Here is a 23,008-nt window from a genome sequence, read left to right as displayed (position 1 = left end):
AACACGGCGTCAGCCGGGTCGCGACATCCTTGTCGCTCTCTTCGTGCGGCGGCGCTGTCCAAATCGTCGATCCTGACGACTTGTCGCCGATTTCTGCCTTGGCTGCGCGCCCCGGTCTGGCCTTCGCCCCCCAACTTTTCGCACAGACCCCGGCATACTGCGCCGGCTCATCCCTCGCCGCTGACGCTCAGCAGGATCTTGCCGGTATTGGCGTTGTCGGACAGATGCTGCATCGCCGTCTCCGCTTCCTGTACCGACCAGGTGCCGGCGATCAGGGGCTTGATCTCGCCACTGGCCAGCTTGGGCCACACATGGGCATGGAGCGCATCGAGAATGGCACCCTTGGCTCTGGCCGAGCGCGAGCGCAGAGTCGAGCCGATCAGGCGTTGGCGCTTCATCAGCATGCGTCCCAGATTGACCTGCGCCTCGACTCCGCCCATCAGTCCGATCAGCACCAGACGGCCATCGGGGTTGAGAACGGCCAGGTCCTGCGCGATGTAGTCGCCGCCGACCGGGTCGAGAATCATGTCGGCACCGCCCCAGGCCTTGACCGCGTCGACGAAACTGCCGTCGTGACGGTTCCAGCCGGCGTCGGCCCCGAGCTGGTAGCAGGTCTCCAGCTTGCCGGCGCTGCCCGCGGTGACGAAACAGGGGTTGCCGAAGACCTTGCAGAGCTGGATGGCGGCGGTGCCAACGCCACTGGCGGCGGCGTGCAGCAGTACGCGCTGGCCGTTCTGCACCGCCCCCTCCATGTAGAGATTGAGCCAAGCGGTGGCGAAGACTTCCGGTAGGGCCGCCGCCTCCCGCAGACCCAGGCCCTGCGGGATGGGCAGCACCTGGGCCTCGTCCACCGCCACCTGCTCGGCATAGCCGCCGCCGGCAAGCAGCGCGCAGACGCGATCGCCGCGCCGGAAGCGTTCGACGCCGCGGCCGATTTCGATGATCGTTCCGCTGACCTCCAGCCCGGGGATCTCCGAGGCACCCGGCGGCGGCGGATAGTTGCCGCCACGTTGCATCAGGTCGGCCCGGTTGATGCCTGCCCAGGCGACTTCGATGCGCACTTCACTGGCGCCCAGCGCGCCGGGATCATCGTGCTCGCGCCAGATCAGTTGGCCGGATTCGATGGCGATGGCGTGCATCGGTGTGCTCCTCCTTGATGTGATCACTACACTCTAGCAGCCCGGCGATGGCCACGCCGTTGTCATATGCCAGCGCCATGCTGGCAGCCACCCACGTAGGAGAGGGGATGGCTCATGATCGGCACCGACGCGGTGATGCCGGTCCTGAGTACGACTGAGCCAGGCGTCAGGCGGCCGGGTCGCGATCCGCCGCCAGCCGGTCCAGCAGTGATTCGATATCGGCGTCAGCGACCAACGCGCGACGGGTCGAGGCATCGAGAAAACCGTGTTCGACGGTGGTATCGAGAAAGGTCAGCAGTGGCGAATAGAACTCGGCGACATTGAGCACGCCGATCGGCTTGTGATGGAGGTCGAGGTAGCGCCAGGTCCAGATCTCGAACAGCTCCTCGAACGTGCCGATCCCGCCGGGCAGGGCAACGAAGGCATCGGCATGAGCAGCCATGGCGGCCTTGCGCTCGTGCATGTTGTCGACTCTGATCAGCCGGGTCAGGCCATGATGCGAGACTTCACGCTGAACCAGATGTTCCGGCATGACGCCGATCACTTCACCGCCCTCGGCGAGGCAGGCATTGGCGAGTTTGCCCATCAGGCCATTACGGGCGCCACCGTACACCAGCCCCCAGCCGCGTCTGGCGATCGCCGCACCCAGCGCTTCCGTCGCCGCGGCGAAGCGGTCGTCATTGCCTTCACGTGAACCCAGGTAAACACAGATCTGCACGCTATCGCTCCTGAGAAAAACCGATGGAAAGTGTAAAGGTACCGCCCCTATCCCCGCTCAGGGAATGCTGGCGGCTACGTCGTGCTCGGCATCGAGCCAGCGGCCGATGGCGTTGTCGCCGCACAGGTGGTGGGCGTACTGGGTATGCAGGCAGCGCACTTGATCCCAGTTGGTGATGCCACCGACACCCCGTTCGCGCATCAGCGGCGCGAAGCCGCGCCGTTCGATCTCCGCGCGCTGTTCGTCGGTCATGAAGTGCCAGCGCTGGCGGACGTAATCGGCATGGCTCTGGTGATAGCTGGCGAGCCATTCGGGATCCTGCTGCAGGTGTGCCTCTAGCTCCTTGATCACGCCGCTGGCTTCGAGGCGTGACAGCACCACCTTGAGGCGCTCGCAGGAGAGCCAGTAGAGCGTCGGAAAGGGCGCATCGTCGACGATCGGCGCCATGCGCAGGACCAGCGGACGCCCCTGGCTATCAGTGGCGGCGACCGCCTCGAGGCCGCGGGGCGGGCGGCCCAGTTGCTCGGCGATGATCGCCAGTTGGGCATCAGTCGGGTTCTGATCGGTGTGAATCACCATCGGGGAAATCCAGTATGACCTTGTTGGAACGAGCCACGGCGCGGTAGAAGGCCTGGCTCAGTTGCATCGGCGTGGGCGAGTAGAGGTATTCGCGCAGCAGGTAGTCGCGGGCGCGCTCGACCAGCACGGTGTGCAGTCGATTGAACGGCGCATCATAGTCGTAGGGGTCGGGACCCGGCAAACGCAGATGGGGGTAATCGGCCAGACGCTCCATGAAGTAGTGTTCCAGCACGCGCTCGACGGCACGATGGCGATCGAGGTCGTCGGGGTCGATCCACAGGTCGAAGTCGATCGACATGCGAAGGGCTACCCGCGCCGCGCCAGATCCGCGGTGCGAGCCGCGGTCAGGGTGATCAGGTCATCGCGTGCCAGCGACAGTTCCAGCCCGCGCCTGCCGCCGCTGACATGCAGCGTCTCGAGCGTCAGGGCGCTTTCGTCGAGAAAGGTCGGCAGGCGTTTCTTCTGGCCCAGCGGGCTGATGCCACCGACCAGGTAGCCGGTGGCACGCTCGGCCACCGGGACATCCGCCATCCGCGCCTTGCGGACGCCGGCGGCCTTGGCCAGCGCCTTGAGATCCAGTGTGGCATCGACGGGCACTAAGGCAACCACCAGGCTGTCGTCGTCGAGCTGGGCGAGCAGCGTCTTGAACACGCTGGCTGGTGGTAGCGAGAGCGCCCGCGCGGCATCGAGGCCGTAGGAGCCTTGGGCGGCGGTGTCGCTCGCCAGCTCGTAGCTGGTGACCTGGTGGGCCACACCGCGTGACTCGAGCAGGCGGATCGCGGGGGTCATGGCGCGACGGCCATTGTGACCGGGACGGGTTGCGAGAAGCCAGCGGAGGTTTCTAAGCTGATCACGCTATGGAGACTCCCTGTCGATGGTGATGAATGCCGGGATGACCGAACGCTGCGCACTGTGCCAGCGTTCCGCGTCGCTGACGCGTCATCATCTCATTCCCAGAACGTTGCACCGCAAGCCGCGCTATCGCAAGCGTCATGGCCTCGAGCGGATGCGTACGGCGGTGCTGTGGGTCTGTCGACCGTGTCATTCCCACCTCCACCGCACGCTGAGCGAACGCGAACTCGCCGACCATTATGCGAGTCGTGAGGCGCTGTTGTCGCATCCCGATATTCGTGCCTTCGCCGAATGGCTGGGCAGCAAGCCTGCGGGTTTCGTGCCGAAGTCGCCGCCGCGTGGTGCCGGTCGCTGACCGGCATCAAATCAGCCGCAGGCCGCGATAGTCCTGCCAGGCCTCGGCCAGCGGCTCCGCCAGGCAGTCGCGCAAGTGCCCCGGCAAGCTGGCGTGTGCCGTCTCGCAGGCCTCGAATTCTCGATTGTGCAGCCAACAGTAGGCCCAGGCGCAGGCTTCGTCGTGATCACGGGGCAGCGGCTTGGCGGGCATCTGCACCAGCAGGAACAGCGCCGTTCTGGCCGCCCAGCGCGGCGGGGTGGCGTCACCGCTCCAGTGGGTCAGCGTGTCGCCGTCCGGCGTCGACTCGGGCTCGCCCAATTTGGCGATGCGCGCCGTATCGGCCAGAATCATGGCCAGACGGTCCGGGTCCGCCTGGCCCAGCATCAGCCAGTGGCCGACCAGTTTCGAACTGCCGGCCAGGACCCGAGCGTAGAACGGTCGGGAAGAACTCTCGTCAGGCCGCTCGCACATGTTCGTCAATCCATTCATTTCGATGATGAGATCACTATCGTGAATTTCGATTTTGCCACGCGTATCGATCGCCGCCAGCATCCGACCAAGAAGTGGCAGCAGTATGAGGAGGACGTGCTGCCGCTGTGGGTGGCCGACATGGACTTCCGTTCGCCACCGGCGATTCTCTCCGCGCTGGAGGCCCGCGTCGAGCACGGCGTGTTCGGCTACGGTGATGTTTCCGCGGCGCTGAAGCAAACCCTTTGCGAGTGGAGTCGGCATCACTACGACTGGCCGATCGAAGCCGAGTGGCAGTGCTGGGTGCCCGGCGTGGTACCGGCACTCAACCTGGCCGCCATGGCCTTCAGCGAGCCGGGGCAGGGCGTGCTCACGGCGACACCGATCTATCCGCCCTTTCTGAGCGTGGCGAAAAACACCGGGCGCGAGGCCCAGACTTTCGAGCTGGCGGAGCCGGCGGCAGCGGGCGAGCCGTGGCGGCTCGATCTCGCAGCGCTCGAAGCCGCCATCAGGCCGAATACGCGGGTGCTGCTGTGGTGCCATCCGCACAATCCGACCGGGCGGGTCTGGAGCGCCGATGAGCTTCAGGGCCTGGCCGAACTGGCGGAGCGCCATGACCTGATCGTGCTCTCCGACGAACTGCACTGTGATCTGATTCTCGATCCGTCATTGCCACACCAACCGCTGGGACAGCTCTGCCCGGCGTTGGCATCGCGACTGATTACGTTCTGGGCGCCGTCGAAGACATTCAATATCGCGGGCTTGTCCTCGGCCTGCGCGATCATCAGTGACGATGCGCTGCGCGATCGGTTTCGGACCGCGGCGGCCGGTCTCCTGCCCAGCGTCAACGTGCTGGGGCTCAGCGCATCGCTGGCGGCCTATGCGGATTGCGAAGCGTGGCGCCAGGCGCTTCTCGCGGAGTTGCGCGGGAATCTGACCATGGTCGAAGCGCACGTTTCGCGCTGGCCAGGCGTCACGATGTCGACGCCGCAGGCGACCTATCTGGCTTGGCTGGATCTGCGCCGAAGCGCATTGGCCGACGCCCCGCAGCAACGGCTGCTCGAGGAGGCTCGTGTCGCGCTGTCCGATGGTGCGGCTTTCGGCTGGCCGGGCTTTGTCAGGCTCAACTTCGGCATGCCGCGAAGCTGGCTGGAGGAGGCGCTGCTGCGTCTGGATCGTCTACTGGCTGACGAGTCCTCCCGGAGATAAGCTGCAAAACGCCCGGCGCCGATGATGGTCGGTGCCGGGCGTCTTGCCGTCCGTTTCCGGCGTCGATCAATAGAGCATGGCGAACAGGCGACGACGATAGGCCACCGTCAGCGGGTGATTCGCGCCCAATGCATCGAAGACGCGCAGCAGCGTCTTGCGGGCGGTATCTTCACCGTAGGCGCGGTCGCTCTTCATGACCGCCAGCAGTGCCTCGAGGCCGGTTTCGTAGTCACCGTCGGCGATCCGGCGCATCGCGCGTTGATAGCGCGCTTCGCTATCGTCGCGCTCCCCGAGGCCATCGATCTCGGCTTGGCTCAAGGCCTCCTCGCCAAACTCGATGCGGGCTCGCACGCCGCGGGCCTTGGCGGCATCGCGGTGTTCCGGCGGCAGCGCGTCGAGAGCGCGCTTCGCGTCGTCGACCTGACCCGCGGCTACCAGCGCTCCGGCCAGGTCGATCTGATAGTCGTAATGCTCCGGGTACTGCTGAATCAGTTCTCGGTAGATGGCCTGGGCGGTTTCGTTGTCGCCGGAGGCCAGCGCTGCCTCCGCCATCTCTTCCGGGCTCTGGGATGCCTCCGCGGGCGCTTCCAGATATTTTCCCAGCCACTCGCGTACCTGCTTTTCCGGTAGCGCACCCTGGAACTGGTCGTAGAGCTGGCCTTGGGAGATAAGCTTGACGTCCGGCACCGAGCGTACGCCCAATTGCGAGGCGATCTGCGGGTACGCCTCAATGTCGAGTCGGGCCAGCACGAACGCCCCGGCATATTCCTGGGCCAGCTTCTCCAGCACCGGCTTGAGGTTCTTGCAGGGTTCGCACCAGGACGCCCAGCTCTGCAGCAGCACCGGGTGCTGCATCGAACCTTCGAGCACGACCTGCTGGAAGTTCTCCAGCGTGACGTCGACGATGACGTCTTCCGGGGCGACAGCGTTGCCGGCACCGTTGTGGCTGCTTTCTTCCGGGCCGGTCAGCGGCTGCCCGGTGCGAGGATCGACGATAGCCATGCGAAAAACCCTTGATGTTCGATTCGAGATTGGGGACTGTTATGCGGGTTGTCCCGTATCGATTCAACCCCAGCGATCGACTTAAGCTTCGGAACCTGCCTCCTCGATGCCTCTTCCTCGTCCACTCAAGCGCGTTCTGGCAAGCGTGACGGTACTGATCGTCCTGATCGTGGCCCTGCTGTCGGGGCCGGCCTACATGCTCGCCTCCCAGCAGGTGCCGCTGCATGCCAACTGGCATGACGCCGATCGTTCGTCCAGTGGACTGGCTCCCGACCCGGGCGAGGTCAGCGAGGCGGTGGTCCAGGTCTATGCAGCGCGAGCCTTCGAATGGCGAGGCGCCTTCGGCGTGCACACCTGGATCGCGACCAAGACCGAAGGTGCCGAACGCTATCGCGTCTATCAGGTGATGAGCTGGCGCCGACCCACGGTGGAGTCCGGATACGCACCGCCGGATCGCCGCTGGTACGGCAACCCGCCGACGCTGCTCGCCGAGCTACGGGGCGACAGCGCGGCGCGGGCGATCGAGCGGATCGAGGAGGTCGTGCCCGACTATCCGGAATCCGATCGCTATCGGATCTGGCCGGGTCCCAACAGCAATACGTTCATCGCCTGGGTCGTGAGACAGGTTCCGGAACTCTCCGTGGACTTTCCGGCCAATGCCATCGGCAAGGATTATCTGCCGGGCCGGATTGTGGCACAGACACCCTCGCACACTGGCTACCAGTTCTCGCTGGGCGGGCTGTTCGGGCTGATGCTGGCTTGGGACGAGGGTTTCGAGCTCAACGTGCTGGGGTTGACGGTCGGATTCGACGGCCAGTCGCCGGCGTTGAAACTGCCCGGTATCGGTCGTGTCGGCACGGCCCAGCCGACGGGGAGCTCGGGAGAGAAAAGCGTCGATCAGGACGTCCGGTGATCACGGCGAGGAGTGTCGATCGGTGAGCGGGCCTGACGGAAGAGAGATCGGCGTTGTCGGGCGCTGCGTGGGGAAAGGTCCAGGCAAAAAAAACCGGCGCCTGGGGAAGGCACCGGTTAAATAATTTGGTAGCGGGGACCGGATTTGAACCGATGACCTTCGGGTTATGAGCCCGACGAGCTACCAGACTGCTCCACCCCGCATCAATGTGTGGCGTATTATACGTATGGATTAGACGTTGTCAATGGCCTCTGCCTCATGATGGCGACCATTTTGTCCCAGATGCGCCATCACCCCATCGAAAGCCGGCTCGTAGCGCTCCCAGATCTCCATCGTCAGCGGCGCTGTCGCCATCAGGCGCAGCAGCGTCTGCCGGAGTTCCTCTGGGGGCGTCGGCGGGCGGCCGAGGCCATCGTTGAGACGCGCGACCTGCACCTCGAGGCGCAGTGGCTCCAGGGCTTCGGGGATGGCGTCCCCCGCCAGTAGTGCCAGTTGGACCAGGCAGCGTTGCAGGGTCTCCTCGGCCTGGGCCGGTGACTGCAACTGGCGCTGCTCGGTCCGGGACTCGATGGCCTGGCGCAGGTCTCCGGCGAGTTGGCGGGTGTCGAATTCTTCCTGCAGTGATTGACGCATCCAGTGGCGGTAGTCCGGCCACTGCGTTGCTTCTTCCACCAGCGCGAGACGATCGAGCGTGATCTCGCGGGCATGGACGATGCCCTGCCAGCGCTTTTCCATGCCGTCGCTGCGCCGGCTTCGGGGCAGCGGTGCCAGCCGTTGCGCTTCCGCCAGGGCCGCATCCAGCACATCACGCTCTCTGGCGGAACTCGGCTGCCAGGCGTCCACGCGATCGATCAGCGCCTGCATGTCGTCGAAGCGCTGTTGCTGACGCGACTGCTGCTCGCCGCGGGCGGCGTCACGGGCCGCGAAAATGTCGTCGCAATGACTCCGGAACTGGCGCCACAATGTCTGTTCGATGCCCTTGGGGGCGCGGCCAAGCTCCCGCCAGCGCTGTTGCAGCGACTTGGCCTGCTCGGCACGTTGGCTGGCCGGGGCCGAATCTTCCGCCAGTTGTCTTGCCTGCTCGACCAGGTCGCGCTTGTGTCCGGCGACATCGCCGGCGCGTTCATCGATCAGAGACTGCAACTGCCGACGCAGACGGGCGTAACGGCGGCCAGTCGAGGCTGCCTGACGCCGCGGTACCGGCCAGTGATGGTCCCACTGCTCCTGGGCAGCATCGCGGACCTTGCGCAGCCCATCCGGGTCGGCATCGGCGGAAGGATTGGCCAGCAGGGCTTCCAGCTGTTCGCACAGGGCTTCCCGGGCGGTGAGGTTTTCCTGTTCCCGCGATTCGAGCTCGGCTTCCCACTCCGCCAGTTGATCGTGCAAGGCATCGGAGGCGGTGCGGAAGCGCTGCGACAGTTCGCGGGTCGCGGCGGCATCGCCGAGTTGGCGCCACTCCCGGATCAGTTGCTGATGATGGCGATGGCGCTCTGCATCGGGACGCTCCTGCGCCCCGGCCAGCGCTTCTATGGCAGCCAGCAGGGCTTCGCGCTTCGGGGCTGCGGCGAATCCCCGCCAGTCCCTCAACTCGGCAAGGCGGGCGGTCTGCTGCTTGTATCGCTGGTCATGAGCCGGCGTCAGTCTCTGGCCGCTGGCTTCCAGATGCTGGCGGATACGGCGATGCAGTTGCGAGGCCGGCCGATAACGGCCCTGGTCGAGTTCCTGTGTCAGCGCCTCGAGTTGGGCCTCGATCTCCGCCTCCGGCCAGCGGCTTTCACTCTTGGCGGCGTTCTCCGCGTCCGCGCCACGCTGGTCGGCTGCCGCCTGACGCTGGGCATCGAGCACCAGTTCGGTCGGCGGCAGTTCGTCGGGCCACGCCAGCCGGTCGAGAACCGGCGGCAGCGGTTGTTCGCCCTTCAGACCCGCGCGAAGGGTGGGCGCTTCGGCCTGAAGTCGCTCCCAGGCCTGCCAGATCGACTGCGCGCGATGATCGAGGGCCAGGTAGCGTTGCTGAAACGCCTCGCTCACGCCGTAGTGGTCCGAGATGTTCTGCCAGCGCTCCTCCTGCAGATGCCATTTCCCTTGCAACGCCTGCAGTACCTCGGGAGTCAGGCGCTCTGACTCCATGACAATCTTCAACGCCTGGTCGAGGGCGTCGAGGATGCCCTCGCGGGTCGTCTGCGCCTCGGATTTCTCGCGCTTGACGCGTTCGATCTCGCGGTGTCGATGCTGGTGTTCGGCGATTCGCTGGCGGCAGCGTGTCACAGCGGCATCGAACCTCGCACGCTGGGTCTCGTCGGCGTTGCCCGTCAGCGTCTCCCAGCCCTTGATCCAGTGCTTCAGGCGCGCCTCGAACATCGGCTCCCAGGGACGGTGAGCCTGGGCTTCCAGCGTCTCCAGCAATTTTTCGCGCTCGGCCTCTTCCCGGCTCTGCTGCTCGGCATCGGCACGCAGACTCGCCAGCCGCTCGCGGGCCAGACGGGCCACCTGCTTGTCTCGGCGAGCCTGCTTGATCAGCAGTGCCAGCCCCTCTGGAGAGGTGACGCGTTCCGCCGCGGCGTGACGCACCGCGGTGATGCCGTTTTCACAGGCGTGGTGAATCAGGCGGTCCTCGTCGTCGATACGGGCCAGGGCGGACAAGCGCAGGGTCAGGTTGTCACCATGGCTGATCAACGCATCGACCAGCGCGAGATCCTGCAACGCTTCGACCTTCGCCAAGCGGGTATTGAGGTCCGGGCTGGGCGATACCCGGCCGCCAAGCAGGTCGACGAGACGCTGGAAAGACTCATCGGTGGGCGACTGGCTGTGCCACTGGAACAGCGGATCGAGATCCTGCACCCGAGCCAGCGCCGCCTGGCGGACGTGAGCCGATTCGTCCAGCGCGAGCCGGCGGAGCGTGTCGAGTTCGCCCGGGCTCAGCTGTGAAGCGGCTTGGGCTCGGACGGCGGGATCCTTGTGTCGCCAACGGGGGGAGAACAGGCGTTGAAAAAGTCCTGGCATGGCCGGTGTGGCATCCTGAAAAACGACGGGCTGGCAGAGGCCGATCACGCAATTTCGCGGAATCGACGGCAACTGTCTATCTAACCATCTGACGGCCGGTGGTAAAAGCCCGTTTCGCCGGTGGCGTCGGTGGGTAGCGACACCTGACAAAAGGTCTGAGTGGCCTTATGATCGGTTGCAGCGGCGTCCGCCCTCGCTTAGCTTAGGGCCTGTAAACGCCATTTCCCCCGCTGCGGAGTTCGGTCATGAGTCTCAACAGGGATCGGGCAGACACTGCCTTTACGTTCAAAGGCGGCATGCTGCCGATGACAGTCATGGAACTGGCCAGCGGCGATCCGGAGCGCATTCGCGCGCAATTGGCTGGCAAGGTCAGTCAGGCACCGGCCTTCTTCCAGCATACTCCAGTGGTACTGGGCGTCGAGCAGCTCGACGAACCCCATCTCGCCCTCGAGCGAATCTGCGCCGTGTGCCGCGCGCACAAGCTACTACCGGTGGCGGTGCGGGGTGGTTCCGACCCGATCAAACAGTCGGCATGGGCGTTGGGCCTGGGCTGGTTTCCGCCGCAGGAGAGCCGCCCGCGGGCCGTCGAGACTCGAGCCGTGGAAGCCGCGGCCGAGACGGAGTTGCCGGTGCCGCCGCCGGAGGCGTCCGTGCAGGCGGGAGGGCGCATCCATCGCGGGACGGTACGTTCCGGTCAGCAGATTTCCGCCTCGGAAGGCGATCTGGTCGTGATCGGCGCCGTCAATCCCGGCGCCGAGGTGCTGGCGGCGGGCAGCGTGCATGTCTACGGGTCGTTGCGGGGGCGGGCCCTGGCCGGTATCCACGGTGATCGCGAAGCCGGTATCTTCTGCCATGACCTGCATGCCGAGCTGCTCTCCGTGGCGGGAACGTACAAGCGCCTCGAGGATATCGATCCAAAGATGCTGGGGTGCTCGGTGCAGGTGCAGCTCAAGGAAGACCAGTTAAGGATCTCGGCGCTGACCTGAATGGCGCGGGAACGATCAATAGTTATCGGGCAACAGGAAGTTCATCTTGGCCAAGATCATCGTTGTAACATCCGGTAAAGGTGGCGTCGGTAAAACGACCAGTGCGGCAGCCATTGCCACGGGCCTGGCACTGCGCGGCAACAAGACCGTGGTCATCGACTTCGACGTCGGTCTGCGAAACCTGGACCTGATCATGGGCTGCGAGCGTCGTGTCGTTTACGACCTGGTCAACGTCATCCAGGGCGAGGCCGGGCTCAAGCAGGCCATGATTCGCGACAAGCGCTCGGAGAACCTGCATATCCTTCCCGCTTCCCAGACACGAGACAAGGATGCGCTGACGCTCGAGGGTGTCGAGAAGGTGTTGATGGACCTCTCCGAGGAGTTCGACTACATCATCTGCGACTCCCCCGCCGGCATCGAGCGCGGTGCCCAGTTGGCACTCTACTTTGCCGACGAAGCGGTGGTGGTGACCAACCCGGAAGTTTCCTCGGTACGCGACTCCGATCGCATCCTCGGGTTGCTCTCCTCCAAGTCGCGTCGTGCCGAGCAGAACCGGGACCCTATCAAGGAGCACCTGCTGGTCACGCGCTACAACCCCAACCGGGTCGACGACGGCGACATGCTCAACCTGGAAGACATCCGCGAGATCCTGGCGATCGACTTGGTCGGTCTGATCCCGGAGTCGGAGGCGGTGCTGCGTGCCTCCAACCAAGGGGTGCCGGTGATCCACGACGACAAGAGCGACGCCGGTCAGGCATACGCTGACACTGTATCCCGTCTGATGGGTGAAGACGTGCCGCTTCGTTTCCAGTCGGTGCAGAAACGCGGGCTGATCGCACGCATGTTCGGAGGAGGAGGCCGCCGGTGAGGCTACTCGATTTTCTCAAGGGCGAACGCAAGAAATCCGCATCTGTTGCCAAGGAGCGGCTGCAGATCATCGTTGCGCACCAGCGTGGGCATCGGGGACAGCCCGATTACATGCCGATGCTCGAGCAGGAGCTGCTCGAGGTGATCCGGCGCTACGTCAAGGTCGACCAGGACGCCATCAATATCAGCCTCGACAGCGACAACGACTGCTCGGTGCTCGAACTCAACGTCACGCTGCCCAACGAGGGCGAGACCGTCAAAGGCTAGGTCCGGCGATGCGGTAGCCGCCGGGTGGCGGTGCATGAGTCGCACCACCGGCTGTGCTAGGCTTGGCCTTTTGCGCAGCCGGAGAGCGGAATGGCCAACAGCGGAGCGGTCCGTAACAGCAAAGCCCAGCCTCAGGCAGAACCCACCTTCCTTTGGCACGACTACGAAACCTTCGGCGCCGACCCTCGTCGGCATCGGGCTTCGCAGTTCGCGGCGATTCGCACCGATGCCGAGTTCAACGAAATCGGCGAGCCGCTGACACTCTACGCGCGTCCGGCCGACGATGACCTGCCCACTCCCCAGGCTTGCCTGATCACCGGCATCACCCCCCAGGCCGCCATGCGTCGCGGTCTTCCCGAAGTGGAGTTCGCCGCCCGTATCCAGGCCGAGATGAGCGTGCCCGGCACCTGCTCGCTGGGTTACAACAGCCTGCGCTTCGACGACGAAGTGAGTCGTCATCTGTTCTACCGCAACCTCCTGGATCCCTATTCCCGGGAGTGGCAGAACGGCAACTCGCGCTGGGATCTGATCGACGCGGTGCGTGCGTTCTATGCCGTGCGCCCGGAGGGCATCGAGTGGCCCAAGCGCGAGGATGGCGCGCCCAGCTTCAAGCTCGAGCACCTGACCGCCGCCAACGGCATCGAGCACGCCGGGGCGCACGATGCCTTGGCTGACGTGCGGGCCACCATCGGCCTGGCGCGGCTGTTGCGGACGCAGAACCCCAAGTTCTTCGATTATCTGCTGTCGTTGCGTCAGAAGCGCCGGGTGGCCGGACTGCTCGACGTCGACACGCGCAAGCCGATGCTTCACATCTCGCGGCGCTATCCCGCCAGTCGCGGCTGCAGCGCGCTGGTGGTGCCGCTGGCGGCGCACCCCTCGAATCCCAACGGGATCATCGTCTATGACCTCGCGGTCGACCCGGCGCCGCTGTTCTCGCTGACGCCCGAGGAGATCCGCGCGCGCATCTTCGTCAGCGACAGCGAGCTGGCCGAGGGCGAAACGCGGATTCCGTTGAAGGTGGTTCACCTCAACCGAAGCCCAGTGCTGTTGCCGATCGCCACGGCCGACGAGACCGTGACCCAGCGGCTGGGACTCGACCGGCCGCTGTGCGAGCGCCATTGGCAGGCGCTGGTGCAGAATCCGGAGTCCTCCCGCAAGGCGGCGATGGCCTTCGCCGAGCCTCCCGCCGATCCACCGCAGGACCCCGATCTGATGCTCTATTCCGGTGGCTTCTTCTCGCCGCATGATCGCCAGGCGATGGAGCGGGTCCACGCCACGCCGCCGGAGGCGCTGGGACAGACCGGCTTCGCCTTCCAGGATCCGAGGCTGGAGGAGATGCTGTTCCGCATGCGTGCGCGCAGCTATCCAGAGACGCTGGAGAGCGAGGAGAAGGCGCAGTGGGATGCGTTCCGCTGGTCGCGCATGAACGACCCGCAGAGTGGCGGCTTCACCCTAAAGGAGTTCGCCCGCGAGATCGAACGGCTCAACCAGACCCCGCTGGGAGATCGCGAACGCCAGGTGCTCGAGGAACTGGTGATGTACGTCGAGTCGATCATGCCGGAGCAGGCCTTCGACGCCTACTGAACCACGGGCCGGAACGCCCGAAGAGCAACATGAGAACGCAAGCCGCCCCGGANNTCCGGGGCGGCTTGCGTTGGTGTCGACGCTCGCCGCAGCTACCGCTGCGACAGCGGGACGAAACCTTTCGTCAACGCATCCACGTCGCTGGCCTGGTCGCCGGCGTCTGCGGTGACATCGAGCGCTGGGTTGCGGCGCAGTGCCTGCCAGGCGCGGCGAATATCCGATGCGGTCAGCTCGTCGACCGTGGCGGCCAGTTGCTGGCGTCGGTCGAAGTCGGCCTGCGGGTAGGCCAGCGTTTGCCAAAGGCGGTCGGCTCGTGACGAGAGCGACGGGTCACGCTGCAGCAGCTGTTGGCGCACGGCTTGGCGATAGGGCGCCAGATCGTCGTCGCCCAGTGCGGCGATGCGCTGGTCGAAAGCGGCGAGGAAGGCATCCATCCGCTGGCCGATCGTTGCGCTGGAGGCGCTGGGGGACTGAACCAGCATCATCAGGCCCGGCGCGTTCATGAACGGCGCGTAACCGGCGCTGACGATATAGCCGAGCTGCTCGTCGGTGCGCAGCTTGGCGAAGAAGGGCGGTCCGATCAGTTGTCCGATCACGGCCAGGCCGGCCTGGTCTTGCAGCGAGAGGTCGGGGCCTTGCAAGTAGCGCAGCACCGCCGAGTCGCCGCGAGCCGTTGCCGGGTGCAGTGCCGGGGCGTTTGCGGGAACGTCGAGCACCGTCAACGGCGGAATGGCACTGGCGCGGAGTTCGGGCGATAGGGCATTGGCAACCAGCAGCCCCTCACGCTTGGCGAGGGGGGCATCGAGATTGCCCACCGCCATGGCCTGGAGATAGAGCCTGTCGAGGAATTGCCGGCGGTAGTCGCGCACGTCCTGGGCATCGATACCGTCGATCGCCGCCAGCATGTTCGCGGTGCTGACCTGCGGGCGCATCAGGGCCTCGCCCAGGGTACGCTGCATCTGCTGGTAGAGCGCGTCCTGGGGCGCGTTTTCCCAGTTGCGCTTCAAGCCTTGCTTGACCCGCTCGACACTGGCGTCGGTGATCTCGCCCTGGCGCAACTGCTCGACAACGGTCTTCATCAGGCGGTCCTGGTGATCGCGCCAGCCGGAGAAGGCCAGCGTGATTCCGCGACCGTGGGCGTAGGCGGCGAACTCCTGCCCGGCCAGCGATGCCGGATAGAAACGCTCGTTGAGGCCGTCGTTCAGCCAACCGGCGAGCAGCCGGGTCAGCACCGCATGCCGGGCGTCCCGGGACGCATCCGGATTCTGCAGGCTGAAGCGCCATTCGACTCGCGGTGCGCCGAAATCGCTATCGGCCTGATGCCAGATCTCGACGCTGGGGGAGTCGACCAGGCGGGCGGGTTCGTCGCTCTCGAACGGGTGAACGCTCAGGTCCTCGGCGATGTACGGATTGGCGTCGGGCAGTCCCAGGCCATCGAGGGGAGCGCCTGCGGGCCAGCCATCGCGTCGGGTCAGGGTGTAGGGCGTCGAGAAGTAGCGGGTCGTCTCGTTACCCGTCACGTCCGGGCCACTGTAGACCCGCAGCAGGTTGTCGGGTGTCAGGCGCCCGAGAATGTCATCGATGGCTTCCGCGTCGAACCGATCCATGCGGTAGGGCGCGTACTGCACGTCCTGGAGGGGGTAGTGGGCCAGGCTCATCGCCATGCCCCTGACGGTGTCGATCGGCTCGCTGCGCTGCTGGAAGCGAAAGCTCTGCTCGGCCAGCTTGGCCTGTTCCCGGTAGCGCCAGGCCTCGACCCCGTGGTCGCGGATGCGCCGGATCTGATCGAACAGGCTGGCCTGAATGTCGTCGAGATGATGTTCGCCCTCCGGCGTCAGGCTGATCGAGACGTCGAACAGCGCGTGCCGACCGTCACCCGCGCGGGTACCGGCGGACAAGCCGTCGGCCCAGCCCGCCTTGCGCAGGGCTGCCAGCAGGCTGCCTTCGCCCTCGTGTCCGAGCAGGTTGGCAAGATAGTCGTCCGGCTTGTCGGTGTATTCGAGGGTGGGGTCGTCGATGGGGAAGAGAAATTCCAGCTGACGACGCGCCTCGTTGCTCTTGATGCGAATCGACGCCGGCAGGTCACCGGCCCTCGCCAACGGCTGATCGACTACCGGCTTTTGCAGGCCGCGATCGGGTATCGCGGCGAAACGTTGGCGGACCTGCTTCTCCATGGCATCCAGCGGTTCTGGAGAGAGCGCGGTCAGGTGCATGACATTGGCATCGTAATGGCGCTGGTAGAAATCGAGCAGCGCCTGTCGCAGTGGCCTGCGGTCGCTGTTGAGCGTCTCCAGACTGCCGACCGAGAAATGGTTGAGCGGATGCTCTGGGTTGAGCGCCTTGCCCAGCGCCTCGTCGATGCGACGAGCGTCATCGTCGCGCCTGGCCTGGTATTCGGAATTCACCGCGTGGCGTTCGCGATCGACATAGTCGGGGTTGAACTGCGGAGAGATGAAGAACTGCGAGAATCGATCGAGTGCTTCGGAAAAGGCGCCTGGATCCACATCGAAGTAGAAGTTGGTGTCCTGGTCGGCGGTGAAGGCGTTGTGGGACCCCCCGTTCTGGGAGATGAAGCGCTGGTAGCCGTCCGGATCCGGGTAGCCCTCGGTGCCCAGGAACAGCATGTGTTCAAGGAAGTGCGCCAGCCCGGGCATGTCGGCCGGGTCATTGTTGCTGCCCACCGAGACGTCCATGGCCGCCGCAGCCTTGTCGGCCTCGGGATCGCTGATCAGCACGGCCTGCAGGCCGTTGTCCAGGGTGATGGCGCGATACTGGCGGTGGTCATTCGGGCTTTGGATGATGGGGCCCTGAACGAGCGCGACACGATCGGCCGATTCGGGATCGGGAGCGGCGGTCGCCGCACCGGGACTTGCCAGCAATCCCAGTACCAGTGCCATCGCCAGGCAGCCGGCCAGGTGCCAGGAGCCCCGCGCGAGGCGTTGCGGCAAGGTGACGCCGGTGGGCGCCGAGTAATGGCGCGTGGAGTGGAGACGGGGTTCCTGCATACGAACTCTCTCGCTGATGACCAGGGGTGAAGTGCAAGCCGGGGTCTTGAAGTGATGGATCGATGCCTGCCGCGGCGAGGCATTCATGGGGTCCAGACGCGCATGGGGCCGATGGGATAGCCGCAGGCCCACTCCTGATGCGCGGGGTCGTTCACCTGCTTTGATACCGGAAACGCGCCCAACAGTTCCCTGTCGGCCGGGCCGATGAGCCTGCGGACCGACGCTGGCGACGTATCCGGAGAGAGCCAGGCCTCGGTCTGTCGGGGGGCGATGACCACGGGCAGGCGATCGCTGATGGGGGCGATGACTTCCGTGGTGGGTACCGTGATCAGGGCAAAGGAGTCGCGTGCCGTGCCGGCGTCCGGCGCATGGCGGCTCCAGATGCCGGCCAGCAGCAGTGGCGACCGGTCGACATGGGTTACCAGGAAGGGCTGTTTGCCTCGCAGCCCGTTTTGCCAGACGTAAATGCCGGTTACCGGGAGCAGGCACCGGCGCTCGGCCAGGGCCTCGCGGAACATCGGCCGCTCGTCGAGCGATTCGGCACGGGCACAGTGAGGCGCTTGATCCAGTACTTTGAGCCATGTGGGAGTGAGCCCCCAGAACGCGTCACGCAGCACGCTGGCACCCGCTTCGTGGCGCAGAATCGACAGCCAGCGGCGCGGCGCCAGGTTGGGGCCGAACACGGGCGGGTCGATACCACGAAAAGCGGGGCTTGCCGGATGACGGGTCCAATCGTCGACATGCAGCCGACCAGCCATGGTGTCTCCTCTTGAAGGTTCGGGTGACGAGGGCAACAGCCTATGCCACCGCTGGCGCCGGGCCAAGGCGTTATTCACTCGGGAAGGAGGTATGAAGGCGATCTTTCCGCCCGGAGGTCGGGGGCGTAAAACCCTTACGAAATCGTCACGTTAATCCGCTCGGCGCTTGCGTTTACGTGGTATGGCGATATGCTGGGAAACGCTGTTCGATTTTAAGTCGACAACAATATTTTCCGGCTTCCGAATCATCGGCAGCGATTCGACATCATTCCGAGCGAGGAATTTCATGGCTCGACCGCGACAGCACGCCCCCGAGGCGCTCCATGCACAGGTCATGGCGGCCTGCGATGCCTGGCTGCGAGAAAATCCCGTGCACACGCTGTCGCTGCGCTCACTGGCTCGCGATGTGGGCTGCGCACCGAGCACACTGCTCAAGCTCTACGGCAGCTTCAGCAACCTGCTGCAGTACGTCAACATCGAGACGCTCGACAGAATGGGGGCAGCGGTATCCTGGCTCGAGGACGCCGATCCGGAGCCTCAGCTCAAGGCCCTGGCGACGGCATACTGGCAGTTCGCCCAGCATGAGCCTCATCGCTGGCAGATGCTGTTCGAGTATCCGCTGGCGGACGAGGGGGAGCTCGACGAGCGCCAGAGTCATATCATCGATGCGCTGTTCCTCCGCGTCGAGAGCGCACTCAAGGCCCACCAGCCGGCACTCGACGATGCCGCTGCCCGGCGCATGGCAAGAACGCTCTGGGGCAGTGTGCATGGCCTGGTCCAGTTGGGGCTCAATGACCGCCTCGGTTATTGGCAGGGGCAGCCGATGGAAGTGGGCGAACTGCTCGACCAGCTGTTGTCGATGACGCTGAATGGCCTGCGCTACCTGTCGGACGACTCGTGAAGTCGGGGTTACTGGCCCAGCGCCGCTTTGCGCCGTTCTTCTGGACCCAGGCCCTGGGTGCCTTCAACGATAACCTTTTCAAGAATGTCCTGCTGCTGCTGCTGACCTTCGTCGCCGTACCCCGCTACGGTTGGGACACGGGATTGCTGAACAACCTGGCAGCAGGACTCTTCATCCTGCCATTCTTCCTGTTTTCCGCCTGGGGCGGCACGCTCGCCGATCATCTCGACAAACAGAGGCTCGTCCGTCGGCTCAAGCTGCTGGAACTGGTCACGATGATCGCGGCTGCGGCAGCGGTCTGGTTCGAGTTGTTCGGCCTGCTGCTGGCACTGTTGTTCATGATGGGCACGCAGTCGGCGCTGTTCGGTCCGGTCAAGTACGCCATCCTGCCGCAACACCTTGCCGCCACCGAGTTGGTCAAGGGTAATGCCTGGGTCAACCTGGGCACTTTCGTGTCGATCCTGCTGGGTACCCTGGCGGCCGGCGTACTGGCTTCGCTGGAAGGCGCGCTGGGAAGGGCGGCCATCGCGACCAGCCTGGTGGTGATAGCCGTGGTTGGCGTCGTCGTCAGCCTGAGGATCCCGGCGGCGCCTCCGAGCGTGGCCGGGCGCGTGCCATGGCGCCCGCTCTCCGGTACCTGGCGAGTGCTGCGCGAAGGTCTTGCCGAGAAGAAGGTTCGTCCGGCGCTGATCGGCATCAGCTTCTTCTGGTTTCTGGGCGCCTGTTACCTGACCCAACTGCCGGCATGGGTGAAGGACGTGGTTCACGGCAGCGAGGGCGCCGTCATCTTCCTGCTCGGTGCCTTCGCGATTGGCGTGGGCCTGGGGGCGCTGCTCTGCTCGCGGTTGTCGGCGGGGCGGCTGGAACTCGGCCTGGTGCCCATCGGCGCGCTGGTCATCGGTGTCTCCGGGCTCGAGCTGGCTGCGCAGTCGAGCTTCGTCGCGGAACGCCTGACCCTGGTCGAACTCCTGGCGATGACTGATTTCTGGCGCATGAGTACGCTGCTGGCGCTGGTGGGACTCGGCGGCGGTCTCTATAGCGTACCGCTCTATACCCTGATGCAACTGGCCAGTCGCGAGGAGCGCCGGGCCCGCATGATTGCCGCCAACAATATCCTCAACGCGCTGTTCATGATCCTCTCCGCCGTGTTCGGGATCGTGGTGCTGAGTGTGATGGAGCTGTCGCTCTTCACGCTGTTCGCCTGCCTGGGCTGGTCGGCCCTGCTGGTGGGCGTGGCACTGCTGATGCGAAACCCCCGGCCCGCGCTGCGGCTGCTAATTTTCGCCCTGGTTCAAATGCTTTACCGGCTCCGGTGTCGTGGTCGACAGCATGTACCCGCCACCGGGCCGGCGCTGGTGGTCTGCAACCATGTCAGTTTCATGGATGCGCTGGTACTCGGTGGAGCCTGCCCTCGTCCGCTGCGCTTCATGATGGATCGGCCGATCTACGAGAACCCCTGGGTTCACTGGTTCTTCCGGATCGCGGGCGCCATTCCGGTCGACTCCGACCGCCGTGATCCTGGCGGCGTTCGACGCGCGCTGGAAGAGGTCAGTCGGGCGCTGCGCAATGGCGAGGTGGTGATGATCTTTCCCGAAGGGCGGTTGACGCCGGACGGCGACGTGCACGCTTTCCGGCGGGGCCTGGACCTGGTGCTGGCGCGGGATCCGGTGCCGGTGGTGCCGGCGGCGCTGTCGGGGCTGTGGGGATCTTGGACATCCAACAAGGATGGCAAGGCGCTGACCAAGTGGCCGCGCCGGCTGCGGGCGCGAGTGCTGCTGGTCTTCGGCGAGCCGATTCCCGCCGGTTACTCGCCGAGGAGAACCCTGGAGCGTCGGGTTCGAGGGCTCAAGCGGGCGGCCGATCAGAGCTTGTCCCGAAAGCTGGGTGGTCCGATCTAGGCCCTGTACGAAAAACCGTCCGCGCTCGGCAATACGGCGTTAAAGATCGGCTGGAGCGCCAGCCCTAGCTCGGCACCCCCGGTCAAAATGCTCATTGATACCCCGTAAACGGATGCGCCAGCCCGGTCGATCTTCGCCGATTCTTGCCTAGGCTATGCGCCCCGGTCTGGCCTTCGCACGCCGATTTTCCGTACAAACCCTAGCGCCGTTCGCGGTCATCATTCTGTCCGCGCCGTTGTCGTCTCATTCGCCGCTGCGCCGGCGCACGCCCTGCTGCCAGCAGCGCACCGAGGTGATCAGGTTGTCCCCGATCTCGAGGATCTCGAGGCGGGTCGCGCCGATCTGCAGGCAGGCCTGGGCGTCGGGGAAGGACTCCAGCTCCTCCAGGATCAGCCCGTTGAGGGTCTTGGGGCCATCCGTCGGCAGCTGCCAGCCGAGTGCCTTGTTGACCTCGCGGATATTGGCCGTGCCCTCGATGATATAGCCGCCATCCGTCTGCGGGTGAATGTCCTTGTAGGTGCCGGCGACGTCGGTGGTGAACTCGCCGACGATCTCCTCCAGGATATCCTCCAGCGTGGCCAGCCCCTCGACATCACCATACTCGTCCACCACGACGCCGATGCGGCGCTTCTGCTGCTGGAAATTGAGCAGTTGCGTGTGCAGCGGCGTCGACTCCGGGATGAAGTAGGGTTCCCGTGCTTCCTGGACGATCGCGGCCTTGTTGAGGTCCGGTTTGGAGAGAAAGCGCGAGGCGTTACGCAGATGCAGAATGCCGATGATGTTGTTGATGTCGCCCTTGAAGATCGGCAGCCGGGTGTGCTGGCTCTGGCGAATCTGGGCGAGCAGGGTCTCCAGATCGTCGTCCAGGTCGAGGCCCACGATTTCATGACGGGGCACCATGATGTCGTTAACGGTGACGTTCTCGAGATCGAGAATCGACAGCAGCATCGCCTGGTGGCGGCTGGGGATGAGCGAGCCGGCTTCGTGCACTACGCTGCGCAGTTCGTCGCGGGTCAGGTTGTCGGCGCCGGCGTCCAGGTGGCGGACGCCGATGAGCCTTAGCAGGCCGTTGGAGATGGCGTTGACCAGCCACACCACCGGGTAGAGCAGCCGCAGCAGCGGCGCCAGGATCAACGAGGCGGGCAGCGCGATGCGGTCCGGTTTGACGGCGGCGTAGGTCTTGGGCGTCACTTCGCCGAAGATCAGCACGACGATGGTCAGCACCAGGGTGGCGATGGCCGGCCCGGAGACGTCGCCGAAGAAATGGATGGCGACGATGGTGGCAATGGAGGCGGCAAGGTTGTTGACCAGATTGTTGCCGATGAGGATCACGCCCAGCAGGCGGTCGGGGCGCTTGAGCAGCTCGACGACGCGGCTGGCCGAGCGAGAACCGGCGTTGGCCTGATGATTCAATCGATAGCGATTGATCGACATCATGCCGGTTTCCGAACTGGAGAAGAATGCTGACAGGCAGACCAGAACAAACAGCAGGCCCAGCATGAGGCCCAAGGGTATGTCGTCGCTCAAGGCGGAGAATTCCTCATGGAGTTGTCAGGTTGTTGTAGGGCGTTAACCGGAGCCTGTCAACGCGGCCGATGACCGCGCGACTGAGTTTCCGGCCGGGCGAGCGCTCAGGCGTTGTAATGGAAGATGTATTCGAGCATGAACTTGGTGCCGAAGAACGCCAGTACCAGCATCGCGGCACCGGCCAGCGTCCAGCGTACCGCCTTGGGTCCGCGCCAGCCGAGAAGATGATGCCCCGCCAACAGGCCGGCGAATATCAGCCACGCCAGCAGCGACAGGATGGTCTTGTGGGCCAGGTGCTGGGCGAACAGGTTGTCGACGAACACGAACCCGCTGACGATGGCGACCGTCAGCAGCAGCATGCCGCACCAGATCAGCTCGAACAGCAGTTGCTCCATGCGGGTCAGCGGCGGCAGTACCTGCACGATGCCGCTGGTCTGGCGGCGCTTCAGGGCGTGGTGCTGAAACCCGAGCAGCGCGGCCTGGACCGCGGCAATGGCCAGGAAGGAGAACGCGGCGATCGAACTGAGGATATGGAAATAGAGGCCGGGGGAGACCCCGGACTCGATCATCCGGCTGGGCATGCCGACCACGCCGACGATGGTGATGGCGGCCAGCGGGAAAACGCAGACGCCGGCGTTGAGCACGGGCTTGAACAGGCTGGCGGCCAGCAGCAGCGCCACGACCAGCCAGCCCACCAGTGCGGCACTCTGGGTCAGCCCCAGATGCAGGCCGTGCGGGCCGATGATGGCCAGGGCGACGATGAAGGTGTGGCAGCCCAGCGCGACCAACCCGGCGCTGCGTACCCAGGTCGGGCGTTCGGCGACCCGTCGGGCAAGGCTCAGGCTCTGCCATAGTCCGGCGGCGAGATAACAGGCAATAGCGACAAGGGCGAAAGGAAGCGCCGGCATCGGTGTTTTGGCCTCGTGGGCGGTCTTCGAGCAGCCGCCATGACGATGAAAAGAGTGCGAGATGCGGATGCGCCTGGAGCGGTTGCCGCT

At 65.2% G+C, this 23,008-nt stretch carries 21 protein-coding genes and 1 tRNA gene; 9 read left to right on the top strand and 13 right to left on the bottom strand.

The window, feature by feature from the left end:
• Window positions 1-167: 167 nt before the first annotated feature.
• The 5 genes from DOM54_RS02580 to ybaK form a co-directional block, all read right to left on the bottom strand.
• Window positions 168-1,139 (bottom strand): NAD(P)H-quinone oxidoreductase, encoded by a 972-nt coding sequence (locus tag DOM54_RS02580; RefSeq protein ID WP_110714834.1) that lies wholly within the window; start codon window positions 1,137-1,139, stop codon window positions 168-170.
• A 166-nt stretch (window positions 1,140-1,305) separates the two neighbouring features.
• Window positions 1,306-1,857, bottom strand: coding sequence for an LOG family protein (locus DOM54_RS02575; RefSeq protein WP_162619744.1), 552 nt, complete (start codon window positions 1,855-1,857; stop codon window positions 1,306-1,308).
• 57 nt (window positions 1,858-1,914) lie between these two features.
• The gene (locus DOM54_RS02570; RefSeq protein WP_110714833.1) at window positions 1,915-2,436 is read right to left on the bottom strand and encodes a DUF501 domain-containing protein; all 522 of its coding nucleotides are present in this window, start codon (window positions 2,434-2,436) and stop codon (window positions 1,915-1,917) included.
• Window positions 2,405-2,734 carry a hypothetical protein gene (locus DOM54_RS02565; RefSeq protein WP_110714832.1) on the bottom strand — a complete coding sequence of 110 codons (330 nt, stop codon included), beginning with the start codon at window positions 2,732-2,734 and terminating at the stop codon, window positions 2,405-2,407. Before DOM54_RS02565 ends, DOM54_RS02570 begins: the two co-directional genes overlap by 32 nt.
• A gap of 8 nt (window positions 2,735-2,742) precedes the next feature.
• Complete coding sequence (ybaK, locus tag DOM54_RS02560; RefSeq protein ID WP_110714831.1) at window positions 2,743-3,225, bottom strand: Cys-tRNA(Pro) deacylase; 483 nt, start codon at window positions 3,223-3,225, stop codon at window positions 2,743-2,745.
• 85 nt (window positions 3,226-3,310) lie between these two features.
• On the opposite strand from ybaK, the gene DOM54_RS02555 reads away from it, so the two are divergent.
• Entirely contained in the window at window positions 3,311-3,643 is a 333-nt protein-coding gene (locus DOM54_RS02555) for a hypothetical protein (RefSeq protein ID WP_110714830.1), read from the top strand.
• Window positions 3,644-3,649: 6 nt separating this feature from the next.
• Here DOM54_RS02555 and DOM54_RS02550 read toward each other — a convergent pair whose 3' ends face one another.
• Window positions 3,650-4,096, bottom strand: coding sequence for a hypothetical protein (locus DOM54_RS02550; RefSeq protein WP_110714829.1), 447 nt, complete (start codon window positions 4,094-4,096; stop codon window positions 3,650-3,652).
• A 39-nt stretch (window positions 4,097-4,135) separates the two neighbouring features.
• On the opposite strand from DOM54_RS02550, the gene DOM54_RS02545 reads away from it, so the two are divergent.
• Window positions 4,136-5,302: a MalY/PatB family protein gene (locus DOM54_RS02545; RefSeq protein WP_110714828.1), complete on the top strand. Its 1,167-nt coding sequence runs from the start codon at window positions 4,136-4,138 to the stop codon at window positions 5,300-5,302.
• 66 nt (window positions 5,303-5,368) lie between these two features.
• Here the strand turns inward: DOM54_RS02545 and DOM54_RS02540 are convergent, their stop codons facing one another.
• Window positions 5,369-6,304, bottom strand: coding sequence for a tetratricopeptide repeat protein (locus tag DOM54_RS02540; protein ID WP_110714827.1), 936 nt, complete (start codon window positions 6,302-6,304; stop codon window positions 5,369-5,371).
• Window positions 6,305-6,410: 106 nt separating this feature from the next.
• Here DOM54_RS02540 and DOM54_RS02535 point away from each other — a divergent pair, with 106 nt between their 5' ends.
• Window positions 6,411-7,217, top strand: a complete 807-nt coding sequence (locus tag DOM54_RS02535; RefSeq protein ID WP_110714826.1) for a DUF3750 domain-containing protein — start codon at window positions 6,411-6,413, stop codon at window positions 7,215-7,217.
• A gap of 126 nt (window positions 7,218-7,343) precedes the next feature.
• On the opposite strand, the gene DOM54_RS02530 is transcribed toward DOM54_RS02535, so the two are convergent.
• Both DOM54_RS02530 and DOM54_RS02525 read right to left on the bottom strand, forming a co-directional pair.
• Window positions 7,344-7,420, bottom strand: a tRNA-Met gene (locus DOM54_RS02530).
• A gap of 28 nt (window positions 7,421-7,448) precedes the next feature.
• Window positions 7,449-10,217: a DUF349 domain-containing protein gene (locus DOM54_RS02525; protein WP_110714825.1), complete on the bottom strand. Its 2,769-nt coding sequence runs from the start codon at window positions 10,215-10,217 to the stop codon at window positions 7,449-7,451.
• 245 nt (window positions 10,218-10,462) lie between these two features.
• On the opposite strand from DOM54_RS02525, the gene minC reads away from it, so the two are divergent.
• The 4 genes from minC to sbcB all read left to right on the top strand — a co-directional run bounded on the left by minC (window position 10,463) and on the right by sbcB (window position 13,921).
• Window positions 10,463-11,203 (top strand): septum site-determining protein MinC, encoded by a 741-nt coding sequence (minC, locus tag DOM54_RS02520; protein WP_110714824.1) that lies wholly within the window; start codon window positions 10,463-10,465, stop codon window positions 11,201-11,203.
• A gap of 46 nt (window positions 11,204-11,249) precedes the next feature.
• Entirely contained in the window at window positions 11,250-12,071 is an 822-nt protein-coding gene (gene minD, locus DOM54_RS02515; RefSeq protein WP_110597870.1) for a septum site-determining protein MinD, read from the top strand.
• Window positions 12,068-12,337, top strand: coding sequence for a cell division topological specificity factor MinE (gene minE / locus DOM54_RS02510; protein ID WP_110597869.1), 270 nt, complete (start codon window positions 12,068-12,070; stop codon window positions 12,335-12,337). Before minD ends, minE begins: the two co-directional genes overlap by 4 nt.
• A gap of 90 nt (window positions 12,338-12,427) precedes the next feature.
• Complete coding sequence (gene sbcB, locus DOM54_RS02505; protein ID WP_110714823.1) at window positions 12,428-13,921, top strand: exodeoxyribonuclease I; 1,494 nt, start codon at window positions 12,428-12,430, stop codon at window positions 13,919-13,921.
• Between the two features lie 92 nt (window positions 13,922-14,013).
• Here sbcB and DOM54_RS02500 read toward each other — a convergent pair whose 3' ends face one another.
• Together DOM54_RS02500 and DOM54_RS02495 are read right to left on the bottom strand one after the other, a co-directional pair.
• Window positions 14,014-16,926, bottom strand: coding sequence for an insulinase family protein (locus DOM54_RS02500; protein ID WP_240613735.1), 2,913 nt, complete (start codon window positions 16,924-16,926; stop codon window positions 14,014-14,016).
• 83 nt (window positions 16,927-17,009) lie between these two features.
• Complete coding sequence (locus tag DOM54_RS02495; protein ID WP_110714822.1) at window positions 17,010-17,684, bottom strand: SOS response-associated peptidase; 675 nt, start codon at window positions 17,682-17,684, stop codon at window positions 17,010-17,012.
• A 286-nt stretch (window positions 17,685-17,970) separates the two neighbouring features.
• Here DOM54_RS02495 and DOM54_RS02490 point away from each other — a divergent pair, with 286 nt between their 5' ends.
• Together DOM54_RS02490 and DOM54_RS02485 are read left to right on the top strand one after the other, a co-directional pair.
• A complete protein-coding gene (locus DOM54_RS02490) occupies window positions 17,971-18,585 on the top strand; it encodes a TetR/AcrR family transcriptional regulator (RefSeq protein WP_110714821.1) in 615 nt (204 codons plus the stop codon).
• The gene (locus DOM54_RS02485) at window positions 18,582-20,483 is read left to right on the top strand and encodes an MFS transporter (RefSeq protein WP_110714820.1); all 1,902 of its coding nucleotides are present in this window, start codon (window positions 18,582-18,584) and stop codon (window positions 20,481-20,483) included. Before DOM54_RS02490 ends, DOM54_RS02485 begins: the two co-directional genes overlap by 4 nt.
• A gap of 243 nt (window positions 20,484-20,726) precedes the next feature.
• Here the strand turns inward: DOM54_RS02485 and DOM54_RS02480 are convergent, their stop codons facing one another.
• Both DOM54_RS02480 and DOM54_RS02475 read right to left on the bottom strand, forming a co-directional pair.
• On the bottom strand, window positions 20,727-22,010 hold the full coding sequence (locus tag DOM54_RS02480) for an HlyC/CorC family transporter (protein ID WP_110597864.1): 1,284 nt from the start codon (window positions 22,008-22,010) through the stop codon (window positions 20,727-20,729).
• A 104-nt stretch (window positions 22,011-22,114) separates the two neighbouring features.
• A complete protein-coding gene (locus tag DOM54_RS02475) occupies window positions 22,115-22,918 on the bottom strand; it encodes a cytochrome C assembly family protein (protein ID WP_110714819.1) in 804 nt (267 codons plus the stop codon).
• Between the last annotated feature and the right edge of the window lie 90 nt (window positions 22,919-23,008).

This window comes from Salinicola acroporae, from assembly GCF_003206615.1.
Taxonomy (GTDB): Bacteria; Pseudomonadota; Gammaproteobacteria; order Pseudomonadales; family Halomonadaceae; genus Salinicola; species Salinicola acroporae.
Note: the sequence above shows the minus strand (reverse complement) of the source record. Positions and strands in the feature narration are given on the sequence as shown.